This window comes from Candidatus Tokpelaia sp., from assembly GCF_008636115.1.
Classification (GTDB): domain Bacteria; phylum Pseudomonadota; class Alphaproteobacteria; order Rhizobiales; family Rhizobiaceae; genus QLZD01.
On sequence record NZ_QLZD01000024.1, the window covers coordinates 1 to 13,945 of the forward strand.

At 53.0% G+C, this 13,945-nt stretch carries 5 protein-coding genes and 1 pseudogene; 3 read left to right on the forward strand and 3 right to left on the reverse strand.

Annotation, left to right across the window (positions count from 1 at the left end):
* Together DPQ22_RS03990 and DPQ22_RS03995 are read right to left on the reverse strand one after the other, a co-directional pair.
* The coding region (locus DPQ22_RS03990) for a beta strand repeat-containing protein (protein ID WP_425305143.1) at nucleotides 1–2,567 on the reverse strand (2,567 nt) is incomplete at its 3' end.
* A gap of 471 nt (nucleotides 2,568–3,038) precedes the next feature.
* A complete protein-coding gene (locus DPQ22_RS03995) occupies nucleotides 3,039–7,493 on the reverse strand; it encodes a YadA-like family protein (protein ID WP_190323139.1) in 4,455 nt (1,484 codons plus the stop codon).
* A 255-nt stretch (nucleotides 7,494–7,748) separates the two neighbouring features.
* On the opposite strand from DPQ22_RS03995, the gene DPQ22_RS04000 reads away from it, so the two are divergent.
* The 3 genes and pseudogenes from DPQ22_RS04000 to DPQ22_RS04010 form a co-directional block, all read left to right on the forward strand.
* Entirely contained in the window at nucleotides 7,749–8,504 is a 756-nt protein-coding gene (locus DPQ22_RS04000) for an electron transfer flavoprotein subunit beta/FixA family protein (protein WP_150213376.1), read from the forward strand.
* 74 nt (nucleotides 8,505–8,578) lie between these two features.
* Nucleotides 8,579–9,547 carry an electron transfer flavoprotein subunit alpha/FixB family protein gene (locus DPQ22_RS04005; RefSeq protein ID WP_150213378.1) on the forward strand — a complete coding sequence of 323 codons (969 nt, stop codon included), beginning with the start codon at nucleotides 8,579–8,581 and terminating at the stop codon, nucleotides 9,545–9,547.
* A 72-nt stretch (nucleotides 9,548–9,619) separates the two neighbouring features.
* Nucleotides 9,620–9,829 (forward strand): annotated as a pseudogene (locus DPQ22_RS04010) (electron transfer flavoprotein subunit alpha/FixB family protein); the annotation flags it as partial.
* 64 nt (nucleotides 9,830–9,893) lie between these two features.
* Here DPQ22_RS04010 and DPQ22_RS04015 read toward each other — a convergent pair.
* A partial coding sequence (locus DPQ22_RS04015; RefSeq protein ID WP_150213383.1) for a YadA-like family protein occupies nucleotides 9,894–13,945 on the reverse strand: 4,052 nt, incomplete at its 5' end.

Genomic DNA, 13,945 nt, shown 5'->3' on the forward strand with positions numbered 1-13,945 from the left:
TTGGTAGCGATATTGGTTTTGTTGGTAGCAATATCGGTCGTATTAGTAGCGATATTGCCGGTGTTTGTGGCAATATTACCGGCGTTAGTGGTCACATTGGTATTAGTCGTGTTCAACTGTGTGCCGTTGACAGCATCGGTTGAGGTGCTGGACAATGTGCCGGCAGTCAGGTTAGTAAGCTTCTGGCTGTTGCCGGGAGCGTCTGCTGTGCCGTCAGAAGCAATCAGGGCGAGATTATCGCCGCTGGTGCGGCGAACCGGGCCAAGGCTACCATTGTTAATATTAGTGGTCAGATTACTGATATTGCTCGTATTGGTCGCAATATTGGCAGTATTTTGCACTACCCGGCTATTGACGCCGTAGACGCTGTCGTCCAAAGCGGTGAAGGCATCACCGACATTGCCATAATCGGCGCTGGTGGCGGCACCATTGCTGTCATAAGAGCGGATAGTGTAAGTGGGCCCTGTGATAGCACTTGCCGAGACGCCAAAAGGAGAGCTATAGGAAGCACCGCCGCCAAGATAGGCGGCCATTTGCTCACCATTACTATCTACCGCGTTGCGTGTTGTTGTAATATCGGCGGCATTGGTGGCAATGTCGGTCTTATTGGTAGCGATATTGCCGGTGTTTGTAGCAATATTGGTGTTGGCTGTGGTAACGGCACTATTTACCGCTGTGAAAGCATTAGCGACAGTGCCGTAACTGGTGCCCTGAATAGTGAAGCTGGGCGCTGTGCCGGCAGCAACATCAGCCCCGCCGCCAAGATAGCTATTAGTGTTGGTAGCAACAGTGTTAATCGCCGTAGCATTGGTAGCGATATTGGTCTTGTTGGTAGCAATATCAGTGGTGTTGGTGGCAATATTGCCGGCATTGGTGCTGACATTGCTATTAGTCGTGTTTAACTGTGTGCCGTTGACGGCATCAGTTGAGGTGCTGGACAATGTGCCGGCAGTCACATTGGTGATTTTGGTGCCGCTTGCGCCGGCAAGGGTAATGCTGCTTTTGGTTGCGCTGTCATCATATTTAACGGCGCTGTCTGACAGGGTCGCAATATTGGTTGTATTCGTGGCGATATTTGTTCTGTTGGTGCTGATAGCGGCAGCATTTGCGGCAATATCGCTCGCATGGCTGGCAATCTCGACAGTATTTTTGCCGACATTGCTATTAGTCGTGTTTAACTGCGTGCCGTTGACAGCATCGGTTGAGGTGCTGGACAATGTGCCGGCAGCAAGGTTGGTAATTTTGGTGCCGCTTGCGCCGGCAAGGGTAATGCTGCTTTTGGTTGCGCTGTCATCATATTTGGCTGCAATTTCCGACAGGCCTTTAAGCTGGGCGACATTGACGGCGTCTGTATCGGCCGCGCCGGCGGAAACACCGGTGATCTGACGCGTCAGGCTGTTAGAGGCATCACCCACGCTGGCGGCACCGAGGGTTGAAACCCAGGCCGCGCCGGTAGCGGTGGAGGTTGCATCAGCTGCGGCATCATAACCGCTAACCCCGGAAGCGGTGGCGGCAGCAGCCTGTGAGCCGAGAGCTACGCCGCCGGCAACGGAAGCGGAGGCTTTATAGCCGAGAGCTGTGGCAGAAGCAGCGGTAGCGGCAGCGCCGGTATTAGAGGCATCACCGCCGCCGATAGCGGTAGCATTAGTGCCGGTCGCCTGAGTTTTGTAGCCTAAGGCCACACTATAATCGCCGGTAGATTGCGCCCCTGTGCCGGTGGCGGTATCACCCGCGCCGATAGCGGTAGAATTAGTGCCGGAAGCGGTAGTCAAAGCACCAAAGGCAATAGCGCCCTTGCTGCTGGCTGTAGACAATGTGCCCTGAGCGATAGAATCTTCACCGGTAGCAGTAGCACCGATACCGAAAGCCAAAGTGCCTTGGCCGGTCGCGCGGGAATTAATGCCGAAGGCAACAGAACCGGCGCCATTGGCCCAGGCGCCCCAGCCCATAGCCTGGGCGCCAAAGCCGTTGGCCTGGCTGTCGCAGCCAATAGCATTGGCACTGCTGCCCCAGGCCTGAGTCTGCGCTACATTACGATTAGTGCTGGCGACAATATTACCGAATGTCTTGCTGGAAGTATTATATTGCGTATAACCTTGTGTCTGCCCGGCGCCCTGGTTGCTGCCGTAACTATAGCTTCGCGCTTGAGTTTCCGTACCGAAGCCATAAAGGCCGTTCGTGCGGGCAGTATTGCCGCTGCCCCAGATGCTGGCAGCATCAAAAATGCCGCTATTGGCCGTCTGAGTCGTGCCGGTCAGGCGGCCGCAATCGGCATCGCCGACCATAGCAATAGAGTTTGCTGAAGCGGAAGCGCCAAGGCCGCCGGAGCTGCCATTGTCAGTAGCTGTGCCGGCGGTATTATTGATCAAGCCCTGGTCAGTGGCGGCAAGAGCTGCCTGCGCAGCCTGTTGGGTAATGGCCGTATCCAGCACTGGGCTGAAGGCAACTGAAGCCAGAAGCGCCAGGCGCAAAGGCAGGCTGCGCCGCTTAACCCCGCTAAAAGACACAATTTCACTACGACGAGAAACATTGCCGCTCGCGCGACCCCGCTGCTTGTTCTGAACCATTTTATTCCCCGCTTATCCCTTCATGCGTTCCAGCTTTTGAATATTTCTGCGCCGATTAGAGCAATCAATACTGCTTTAAATGACAGCAAGAGACTCCTTTTAAGGTAAATTAAAGCAACCAACACAGTTTTTTGTGATGAAGTGTCTATAAAGGCAGTATAGTTCTTTGTAAATTACAATTTTAATTTTGGCGTCTTTTGCAATAGATAAAGTGTTATTTTTGCAACAGAAGCAGTATACTAGCATATTTTTTGCCAGAAATTGAAACATTCTTTGCGAGAACAGCTAAAGCTCTGCCATAAGTTTTTTTTGCTTTTGCAGGGCGAAAATGGCAAAAAAACCGGGTGTGGCTAAAGAGCCTGGAGATTAAAGCGGCGAAAGAGAAATTTTGCCGGTGAAAAAATCTATGAATTATTTATGGATAATTGCAGCTTATTTTATTGTTAATGGCGCCGGCAGGGCTATCGGCTTTTAGTTAAATTCAAAAGTCACACCGCCGCCGACCCCCATAGCGCCGTTAGCCACTGTGCCGGTGATATTGCTGCGGAAACGGCCGGTATTGCTGGTATAGCCGGCGCCGAAAGCAATAGCACCCTCACTTTTCCAGTAGCCGCTGCCAAAGCCGAAGCTGAGCTTGCCTGGTCTGTCGCTAAAGCGCAGGGAAGCGGCGGCGAGGCCGATAGCAGCGGCAGAACGAGCCTCATCGCGAACATTATCAAGCCGGTGATTGAGGCGGTTAAAGCGCAGATCCGTATAGTGATTGGCCTGTTCAACTGCATTTGTAGTGATATTGTTAATGCGGCTGTCTGTATAATCATTGGCGGATTTCAGCGTTGTCGCTGCCGTATCATTGATAGAAGTGGTCAGCTCTTTTTTGGTATTGTCAATAGACGTATTCAGCTCGTCTTTGGCATCGCTTAGCTGGCCGCCATTAACAGCATCGGTTGAGCCTTTGGCCACGGTGCCGGCGGCGACATTGTGGAGAGCGACAGGGGTAGAGGCATCAGCGCCTTGCAGGGTGACGCTGTTGGTTTTATTGCCGTCTGAATCTGTGTCATATTGCACGGCATTGGCCGCCGAGCCGATATTTTTGATCTGCCCTTCTATATTGCCGACACGGCTATCAATGCCGTCAATGCGGGTATTAGTGTTATCAATGCGGGTGTTAGTGTCATTAAGCTGGCTGCCGTTAACAGCATCGGTGGAGCCTGCGGCAATCGTGCCGGCAGCCACATTAGTGAGCTTTTGCGGGGTTGTTGTGCCATTATCACTATCGATAAGCGACAGGGTTGTGCTGTCTGTGCGCTGGACAGGGCCGCTTTTGCCGTTGCTAATATCGCCGAGCTGGTTGTTGATAGTGTTTATATCCTGCTTATTCTGGTTTACCTGGTTGTTAACATTGCTCAGGCTGCTATCCATTGCCCCCAAAGCACTGCCGACATTATCGTAACGGGCGCTGGTAGTTGCGCCGGTAGTGCTGATAGAGTGAATTGTATAGCTGGGGGCTGTCCAGTTATCATAGCCGGCATAAGCTGCTCCACCACCCAGATAGCTTGCCACCTGCTGACTGTTTCTTGTCGATTGGTCATAGGCAGATTGAAGCTGAGCACCGTTAATGGCCTCAGTAGAAGTTGCAGATACTATGCCGGCAGAAAGATTGGTGAGTTTTTGTGTGGTGCCGGGGGCATCTGCGGTGCCGTCTGCGGCAATAAGGGCGAGATTATCACCGCTGGTGCGGCGGACGGGGCCGATAGAGCCGTTGTTAATATTATTGGTAATATTGGTCAGGCTGTTATTGACGCTATTAAAGCTGCTGTCTACCGCCTTGAGGGCATCGCCGACATTATTGGCGGTAGCGCCCTGCACTGTATAAGTGGGTGCTGTGCCGGCGGCAACATCGGCACCGCCGCCAAGGTAAGAGCTGGTGTTGGTTGCGACTGTGTTAATGGCGGTGGTATTCGTGGCGATATTGCCGGCATTAGTGGTCACATTATTATTAGTGGCATTAAGCTGGCTGCCATTGACGGCGTCAGTCGAGGTATCAGAGAGAGTTCCGGCCGTGAGGTTTGTAAGCTTTGTGCCGCTTGCGCCCGCAAGCGTAATGCTGTCTTTGGCAGTGCTGTCATCATATTTGACAGCGCTATCTGACAGGGTTTGAATATTGGTGGTGTTTGTAGCAATATCAGTGGTGTTAGTAGCGATATTGCCGGCATTAGCAGTTACATTGCTATTAGTGGCATTAAGCTGGCTGCCATTGACGGCGTCAGTAGAGCTGTCAGACAAAGTGCCGGCCGTGAGGTTTGTAAGCTTCTGGCTGTTGCCGGGGGCGTCTGCGGTGCCGTCAGCGGCAATAAGGGCGAGATTATCACCGCTGGTGCGGCGGACGGGGCCGATAGAGCCGTTGTTAATATTATTGGTAATATTGGTCAGGCTGTTATTGACGCTATTAAAGCTGCTGTCTACCGCCTTGAGGGCATCGCCGACATTATTGGCGGTAGCGCCCTGCACTGTATAGCTTGGGGCTGTGCCGGCCGCGACATCGGCACCGCCGCCAAGGTAAGAGCTGGTATTGCCGGCCACGGTGTTAATGGCGGTGGTGTTAGCCGTGATATTGGTCTTGTTGCCGGCAATATCAGTCGTGTTTGTGGCAATATTGCCGGCATTAGCAGTTACATTATTATTAGTGGCATTAAGCTGGCTGCCATTAACAGCATCGGTTGAGGTATCAGACAAAGTGCCGGCGGTCACATTGGTGATTTTGGTGCCGCTTGCGCCGGCAAGGGTAATGCTGTCTTTGGCTGTGCTGTCATCATATTTGACAGCGCTATCTGACAGGGTTTGAATATTGGTGGTGTTCGTGGCGATATTGCCGGTGTTTGTGGCAATATCAGTCGTGTTAGTAGCGATATTGCCGGCATTGGTAGTTACATTATTATTAGTGGCATTAAGCTGGCTGCCATTAACAGCATCGGTTGAGGTATCAGATAAAGTGCCGGCAGCAAGATTGGTGAGCTTTGTGCCGCTGCTGCCCGCAAGCGTAATGCTGTCTTTACTGGTGCTGTCATCATATTTGACAGCACTGTCTGACAGGGTCTGAATATTAGCCGTATTGGTGGCGATATTGTTTGTGTTAGTAGTAATATCTGTATTAACCATGTCAAGATTGTTATCCACAGCCTTGAAAGCATCGCCGACATTATTGGACACACTGCGCTGAATCGTATAAGTGGGGGAGATATTTTTGCTGACATCAGCGCCGCCGCCAAAATAGTCGCTGGTATTGCTGGCAACGGAATTGATAGCGACCGTGTTATCGGCGATATTGGCCTTGTTCGTAGCAATATCGCCGGTATTAGCGGCAATATTGGCGGCATTGGTGCTTACATTGGCATTGGTGGCATTAAGCTGGCTGCCGTTAACAGCATCGGTAGAGCTGTCAGACAATGTGCCGGCAGAAAGATTGGTGAGCTTTGTGCCGCTGCTGCCCGCAAGGGTGAGCATTGCCCGGCTGTCATCATCATAGCGGATAGAAACCTCTGCCAGGCCTTTAAGCTGGGCGACGTTGACGGCGTCTGTATCGGCCGCGCCGGCGGAAACACCGGTAATCTGACGCGTCAGGCTGTTAGAGGCATCACCGACACTGGCGGCACCAAGGGTAGAGACCCAGGCCGCGCCGGTTTGTGCAGAAGCTGCGCCGGTTGCGGCATCATAACCGGTAATGCCGGCGGCAGTGGCGGCAGCAGCCTGTGAGCCGAGAGCTACACTATCTGCCACTGAGGCGGAGGCTTTATAGCCGAGAGCGGTGGCAGAAGCAGCGGTAGCGGCAGCGCCGGAATTAGAGGCATCACCTGCGCCGATAGCGGTAGCATTAGTGCCGGTAGCCCGAGTTTTATAGCCCAGAGCAACACTATTATCGCCGGTAGCCTGAGCGCCGGTGCCTTCTGTCGTATCACCGGCGCCGATAGCGGTGGAATTGGTGCCGGAAGCGGTAGTCAAGGCGCCAATGGCGGTCGTGCCTTTATTGGAGGCGACCGCTAGGGAGCCTTGAGCGATAGAATCTTCCCCCGTTGCCTGGGCTGCAATACCGAAAGCGAGCGAACCCTGGCCGGTAGCGCGGGAATTGATACCGAAAGCAGTAGCGCCGGCACCGCTGGCCCATGCGCCCCAGCCCATAGCATAGGCGCCATAGCCGTTGGCACGGGCATCACAGCCAATAGCCACTGAGTTAACCCCCAATGCCTGGGTTGCCGCTGCCCCTGCGGCGGGATTGCTGGAAGTGCCGCTGCCTGCTGTGGCATAGCCTGGGCCGTTTTGAATATAGCCGGTGCGAAAACCGTCATTGCTGGCATACCAGGAGCGGCTGCCCTGGGTTTGGCCGGCACCGGCATTAGAGCCTTGAAAATAGCGCAGGCCGTTATAGCTGTTCTGGCTGCTGGGCGCGCCATTGCCGCCGGACGTGCTGAGATTGCCGCCGCTATTGGTGGTGCCGCCGGTGAGACCGTTGGCGGCATTGCTGACAGGCTTTTGCTCACCAAAGCCGTAAACGCCGCCGGTGCGGTTTGTGTCTTTATCGCCCCATATGGTGGTGGAATTAAAAACACGATCGGCGAGACCGACCCCGCTTAAGGCATGGCAGTCGCCGTCTCCGACCATAGCGATAGAATTTTGCGAGGCAATAACCGGGGTAAGGCCGGCGCCGCCGGTCTGGCGGCCGATAGAATCATTGCCGCTGCTGTCAATATCAAGATCATTGCCGACAATCGCCGCCTGTGCTGTTTGCTGTGTCGCTGCTATGTCCAATATTGGGCTGAGAGCCACTGAGGCCAATAATAAAAGGCGCAAGGAAAAAGGCCGCCAGCGACCGCCGACACAGCCTGCCTGCCTGTGAGAGCAAACGCTGTCACTGCTTTTGTGGTTTCTTTCCATGCTCCAGGCCACTTTATTTACGGGTTTGGCTTCCCTGTTATACATTTGTGACAAGATTTATTTATATGAGAATCCGGAGGGGCATGACAAACGGAACCCCGAAAGGGGCATATAGGGCGGATTTGCTGTTTGCAAAGCCCGGAACAGTTTCTGCCTTTACCTTGGGCTGCGCCGCGTAATATAATAAAGCCGGCCGGGGCGGTTTTGCCCCGCGGCCATACAGAGTAAAGCAGACTTAAGAATTAAGGCAGAGAGATGAAGATTATTGTCGGCGTAAAAAGAGTCGTGGATTATAATGTCAAAGTGCGGCTCAAGCAGGATAATGGCGGTCTGGCGCTTGATCTTGATAATTTGAAAATGTCGATGAATCCTTTTGACGAAATCGCCCTGGAAGAAGCTGTGCGCCTGCGGGAAAAGGGTGCTGCGCGTGAGGTGATTGCGGTTTCTGTCGGCTCGCCGGCGGCGCAAAATGTGTTGCGGGCGGCGCTGGCTGCCGGGGCGGATCGCGCTGTGCAGATTATAGCGGAGCCAATGCCGCAACCGCTGGATATTGCCCGTATTCTGGGCAAAATTGCGCAAATGGAGCAAGCAGGGCTGGTGCTGCTGGGCAAGCAGGCGATTGACGATGACAGCAATCAGACCGGGCAGATTTTGGCCGGCCTGTTGGGCTGGGGGCAGGCAAGTTTTGCCTCTGCTGTGGCGATAAAAGGTGAGGAAGCAGTGGTTGAGCGTGAGACAGATAGCGGTGTTGAAACCGTGGCTGTCCGCCTGCCGGCGGTAATAACTGCCGATTTACGCCTTAATGAGCCGCGTTATGCCAGCCTGGCCAATATTATGCAAGCGCGCAAAAAGCCAATAGAACAGCATTCTCTGGCTGAGCTTGGGATAGTGCCGCACCCGCAATGGCAAGTTTTGGCACTCAATTATCCGCCGGCGCGCAAAGCCGGTATCAAGCTTGACAGTGTAGAGGCATTACTCGCCAGATTGCGGGCTGACAGGGTAATCAACTAAAGCCTGCTGCCCGTTTGCCGGGTGTGGCTCAATATTGGCAGATTATAGTGAAAGATAAAGCAGAGGAGAAAATAATGGCGGTTTTACTGCTGGCCGAATGGAATAAAGACGGGCTTGCTGTTGAAACAGCCAGGGCCTATAGCGCGGCGCAAAAATTGCATATGCCCATTGATGTGCTATTGATAGGCAACGCCCCCGCTGCCTTGCGGCGCGCTGCCCGGCGCCTGCCCGCTTTGCGCCGGTTGCTGCTGGCAGAAACACAGGCCGCGCCAAAGGCGCAGCAAGAGGCACTGGAACATGGGCTGGCCGAGCCTGTTGCCGCCCTGCTGGCGAGCATGGCCGCGGCTTACACTGTTTTTATGGCAGCGGCAACAAGTTACGGCAAAAATATTATGCCGCGCCTGGCCGGTCTGTTGCAGGTGGCACAAATTTCCGACATTATTGCTGTGCCGGCGCCCGACACCTTTAAAAGGCCGATTTATGCCGGCAATGTGATTGAGACTGTGCGCGCTTTAGCAGATAAAAAAGTGGTAACTGTGCGGGCAAGTGCTTTCCCTCTACCGGCAATGGCTGAGACAGAACAAGGGGCAGAAGAAAAGCTGGTTTTACCGCAGGATTTGCCTGTTCCTACCCGCTTTATTGATGAAAAAGGTGATAAAAAAGAGGGGGAGCCCGGCCTCGGCACGGCTAAAATTATTGTTTCCGGCGGCCGCGGTTTTGGCACGGCAGAAAATTTCAAAAATCTGCTGGAGCCGCTGGCAGCAAAATTGCCGGCGGCGATTGGTGCCAGCCGGGCGGCGGTAGATGCGGGTTTTGCCCCTAATGATCGGCAAATCGGGCAGACAGGCCGTGTAGTTTCGCCTGATCTCTATATTGCTATCGGCCTTTCCGGTGCCGTGCAGCATTTGGCGGGTATGATGGATTCCCGCGTGATTGTGGCGATTAACAAAGATGCGGAAGCGCCGATTTTTCAGGTAGCAGATTATGGCCTTGTGGGGGATTTATTTGAAATAATCCCCGCTTTAATAAAAAAACTGGGCTGAATATTCAGCCCAGTTTCTATTTTTGCCGTTTCCCGGCTTTGATATTTGCCGGTTTCCTGCCCGTTTAGTTAAGTTCAAAAGTCAGGCCGTGTAGTTTCGCCTGATCTCTATATTGCTATCGGCCTTTCCGGTGCCGTGCAGCATTTGGCGGGTATGATGGATTTCCGCGTGATTGTGGCGATTAACAAAGATGCGGAAGCGTCGATTTTTCAGGTAGCAGATTATGGCCTTGTGGGGGATTTATTTGAAATAATCCCCGCTCTAATAAAAAAACTGGGCTGAATATTCAGCCCAGTTTCTATTTTTGCCGTTTCCCGGCTTTGATATTTGCCGTTTTCCTGGCCGTTTAGTTAAGTTCAAAAGTCAGGCCGCCGCCAATACCCATAGTGCTGTTAGCCACCGTGCCGGTAATATTGCTGCGGAAACGACCCGTCTCACTGGTGTACCCGGCACCGAAGGAAACAGCGCCTTCGCTCTTCCAATAACCGCCGCCAACACCGAAGCTGATCTTGCCCGGCCTGTCGCTAAAGCGCAGGGAAGCAGCGGCGAGGCCGATAGCAGCGGCAGAACGAGCCTCATCACGGACATGATGAATTTTATGGCGCAGGCGGTCAAAACGCATATCCGTGTATCTGTTGGCCTGATCGACGGCATCAGTCGTAATATTATTAACGCGCATATCAGTATAATCATTGGCAGATCTCAGTGTTGTCGCCGCTGTCGTGCTGATATTGGCATTCAGCTCGTCTTTGGTATCGCTCAACTGGCCACCATTGACAGCATCGGTAGAGCCTTTGGCCACTGTGCCCGCTGCAACATTGTGGAGAGCCACCGGGGTAGAGGCATCAGCCCCCACCAGGGTAACACTGTTGGTTTTTTTGCCATCTGCACCTTTGTCATATTTCACAGCATTTTCAGCCGCATCGCCAATAGTGCCGATCGTGTCTTCTATATTGCCGACACGGTTTTCAACATTGCCGACCCGGGTATCAATGCCGTCAATGCGAGTATTGGTATCAAAAAGCTGACCGGCATTAACGGCGTCTGTTGAGCCAGAGGCAATCGTGCCGGCGGCAACATTAGTGAGCTTTTGCGGAGTTGCTGTTCCGCCATCATTATCGATAAGGGCCAGAGTTGTGTCGTCTGTGCGCTGGACAACACCGCTTTTGCCATTATCAATATCGGTAAGCCGGTTATTGATTGTGGTTATACTTGTGGTGTTCTGAACCACTCTGGAATTAACGCCGAACAGGCTGGAATCCAGAGCAGCAAAGGCATCGCCGACATTATTATAGTCGCTGCCGGCGGCCGCACCGCTGCTGTCATAAGAGCGGATAGCGTAAGTCGGCGCCGTAATAGCGGCTGCGGAAGTGCCGAAAGGCGATGTATAGGAGGCACCGCCGCCCAGATATTTAGCCATTTGCTCGCCATTAGCATCTATAGCGCTATGAGTAGCGTAAAGCTGTGCGCCGTTGACAGCATCTGTTGAGCTGTCAGACAGAGTGCCGGCGGTCAGATTGGTAAGCTTCTGGCTGTTGCCGGGAGCGTCTGCGGTGCCGTCAGCGGCAATCAGCGCCAGATTATCACCACCGGTGCGGCGAACAGGGCCAAGGCTGCCATTGTTAATATTATTGGTCAGATTGTCGATATTGGTATTAACGCTGTCAATGCTGGTATCCACGGCAGCAAAAGCATTACCGACACTGTTATAGCCGGTGCCCTGGACGGTGAAGGTCGGAGCATTGCCGGCCGCAACATCGGCACCGCCGCCAAGATAGCTATTAGTGTTGGTGGCAACCGTGTTAATCGCCGTAGTATTGGTGGCGATATTGGTTTTGTTGGTAGCAATGTCTGTTGCGTTAGCGGCGATATTGGTCGCATTGGTCGTTACATTGGTATTAGTCGTGTTCAACTGGCTGCCGTTGACAGCATCTGTTGAGCTGTCAGACAGAGTGCCGGCGGTCAGATTGGTAAGCTTCTGGCTATTGCCGGGAGCAGAGGCGGTGCCATTGGCAGCAATCAGCGCCAGATTATCACCACCGGTGCGGCGAACAGGGCCAAGGCTGCCATTGTTAATATTATTGGTCAGATTGTCGATATTGGTATTAACGCTGTCAATGCTGGTATCTACGGCAGCAAAAGCATTACCGACACTGTTATAGCCGGTGCCCTGGACGGTGAAGGTCGGGGCTGTTCCGGCCGAGACATCGGCACCGCCGCCAAGATAGCTATTGGTGTTGGTTGCCACCGTGTTAATCGCCGTAGTATTGGCAGCTATATTAGTCTTGTTGGTCGCAATATCGGTAGCATTTTGTGTCACATTGGTATTAGTCGCGTTCAACTGGCTGCCGTTGACAGCATCGGTTGAAGTAGCAGACAGATCACCGGCAGCAAGATTGGTAAGCTTCTGGCTGTTGCCGGGGCTAGCGGCGGTGCCATTGGCAGCAATAAGCGCCAGATTATCACCACCGGTGCGGCGGACAGGGCCAAGGCTGCCATTGTTAATATTATTGGTCAGATTGCTGATATTGGTATTAACGCTGTCAATGCTGGTATCCACGGCAGCAAAAGCATTACCGACACTGTTATAGCCGCTGCCCTGCACGGTGAAGGTCGGGGCTGTTCCGGCCGTAACATCGGTGCCGCCGCCAAGATAGGTGTTAATCGCCGTAGTATTGGTAGCGATATTGTTCCTGTTGGTGGTAATATTGTTCCTGTTGGTGGTCACATTAGTATTGGTTGCGTTCAACTGCGCGCCATTGACAGCATCAGTAGAAGTGCTGGACAGAGTACCGGCAGTGACATTGGTAATTTTAGTGCCGCTGAAACCGCCAAGGGTAATAGTGTCTTTTGTCGTGCCGTCATCATATTTGACAGCACTATCTGACAGGGTCTGAATATCGGCCTTGTTTGTGGCAATATTGGTTCTGTTGGTGGCTACATTGGTATTGGTTGTATATAATTGTCTGCCATTGACGGCATCGGTAGAAGTAGCGGACAGAGTACCGGCAGTGACATTGGTAATTTTAGTGCCGCTGAAACCGCCAAGGGTAATAGTGTCTTTTGTCGTGCCGTCATCATATTTGACAGCGCTATCTGACAGAGTCTGAATATCGGCCTTGTTTGTGGCAATATTGGTCCTGTTGGTGGCTACATTGGCATTGGTTGTATATAATTGTCTGCCATTGACGGCATCGGTTGAAGTGGCGGACAGAGTCCCGGCAGTGACATTGGTAATTTTAGTGCCGCCGGCACCGCCAAGGGTAATAGTGCCTTTCGTTGTGCTGTCATCATATTTAACAGCACTGTCTGACAAGGTCTGAATATTGCCGGTGTTTGTGGCAATATTGTCTCTGTTGGTGACTACATTGGCATTGGTTGTATATAATTGTCTGCCGTTGACGGCATCGGTTGAGGTGCTGGACAGAGTGCCGGCGGCCAGATTGGTAAGCTTCTGGCTATTGCCGGGGCTAGCGGCGGTGCCGTCAGCGGCAACAAGCGCCAGATTATCGCTACCGGTGCGCTGTACCGGGCCAAGCGTGCCGTTGTTGATATTATTGGTGATATTGGTCAGGCTGTTATTGACGCTATTAAAGCTGCTGTCTACGGCTGCGAAGGCGCCGCTAACGCTATTACTGTTTGTGCCCTGGACAGTGAAGGTCGGCGCTGTGCCGTTGGCGACATTGGCACCGCCGCCAAGATAGCTATTAGTGTTGGTAGCAACCGTGTTAATCGCCGTAGCATTGGTGGCGATATTGGTTTTGTTGGTAGCAATATCGGTCGTATTGGCAGTGATATTGCCGGTGTTTGTGGCAATATTGCCGGCATTGGCGGTCACATTGGTATTAGTCGTGTTCAACTGTGTGCCGTTGACGGCGTCAGTTGAAGTTGAAGACAGAGTGCCGGCGGCCAGATTGGTAAGCTTCTGGCTATTGCCGGGGCTAGCGGCGGTGCCGTTGGAAGCAGTCAGAACCAGGCTGTTTGTGTCACTGGTGGAGCGTTTCACAGGGCCAATCGTGCCGTTATTGACGCTATCAGTAATGCTCGTCAGGCTGGTATTGATGGTGCTCAAATTAGTATCAACGGCAGCGAATGCACCGCTAACGCTATTGCTGTTTGTGCCCTGGACGGTGAAGGTCGGCGCTGTTCCGGCCGAGACATTGGCACCGCCGCCAAGATAGCTATTAGTGTTGGTAGCAACTGTGTTAATCGCCGTAGCATTGGTAGCGATATTGGTTTTGTTGGTAGCAATATCGGTCGTATTGGCAGTGATATTGCCGGTGTTTGTGGCAATATTGCCGGCATTGGCGGTCACATTGGTATTAGTCGTGTTCAACTGTGTGCCGTTGACGGCGTCAGTTGAAGTTGAAGACAGAGTGCCGGCGGACTCATGTGTAC

Coding starts and splice junctions, on each gene's coding strand:
- DPQ22_RS03995 (WP_190323139.1), bottom strand. CDS start 7,493: ATGGAAAGAAACCACAAAAGCAGTGACAGCGTTTGCTCTCACAGGCAG.
- DPQ22_RS04005 (WP_150213378.1), top strand. CDS start 8,579: ATGGCGGTTTTACTGCTGGCCGAATGGAATAAAGACGGGCTTGCTGTT.
- DPQ22_RS04000 (WP_150213376.1), top strand. CDS start 7,749: ATGAAGATTATTGTCGGCGTAAAAAGAGTCGTGGATTATAATGTCAAA.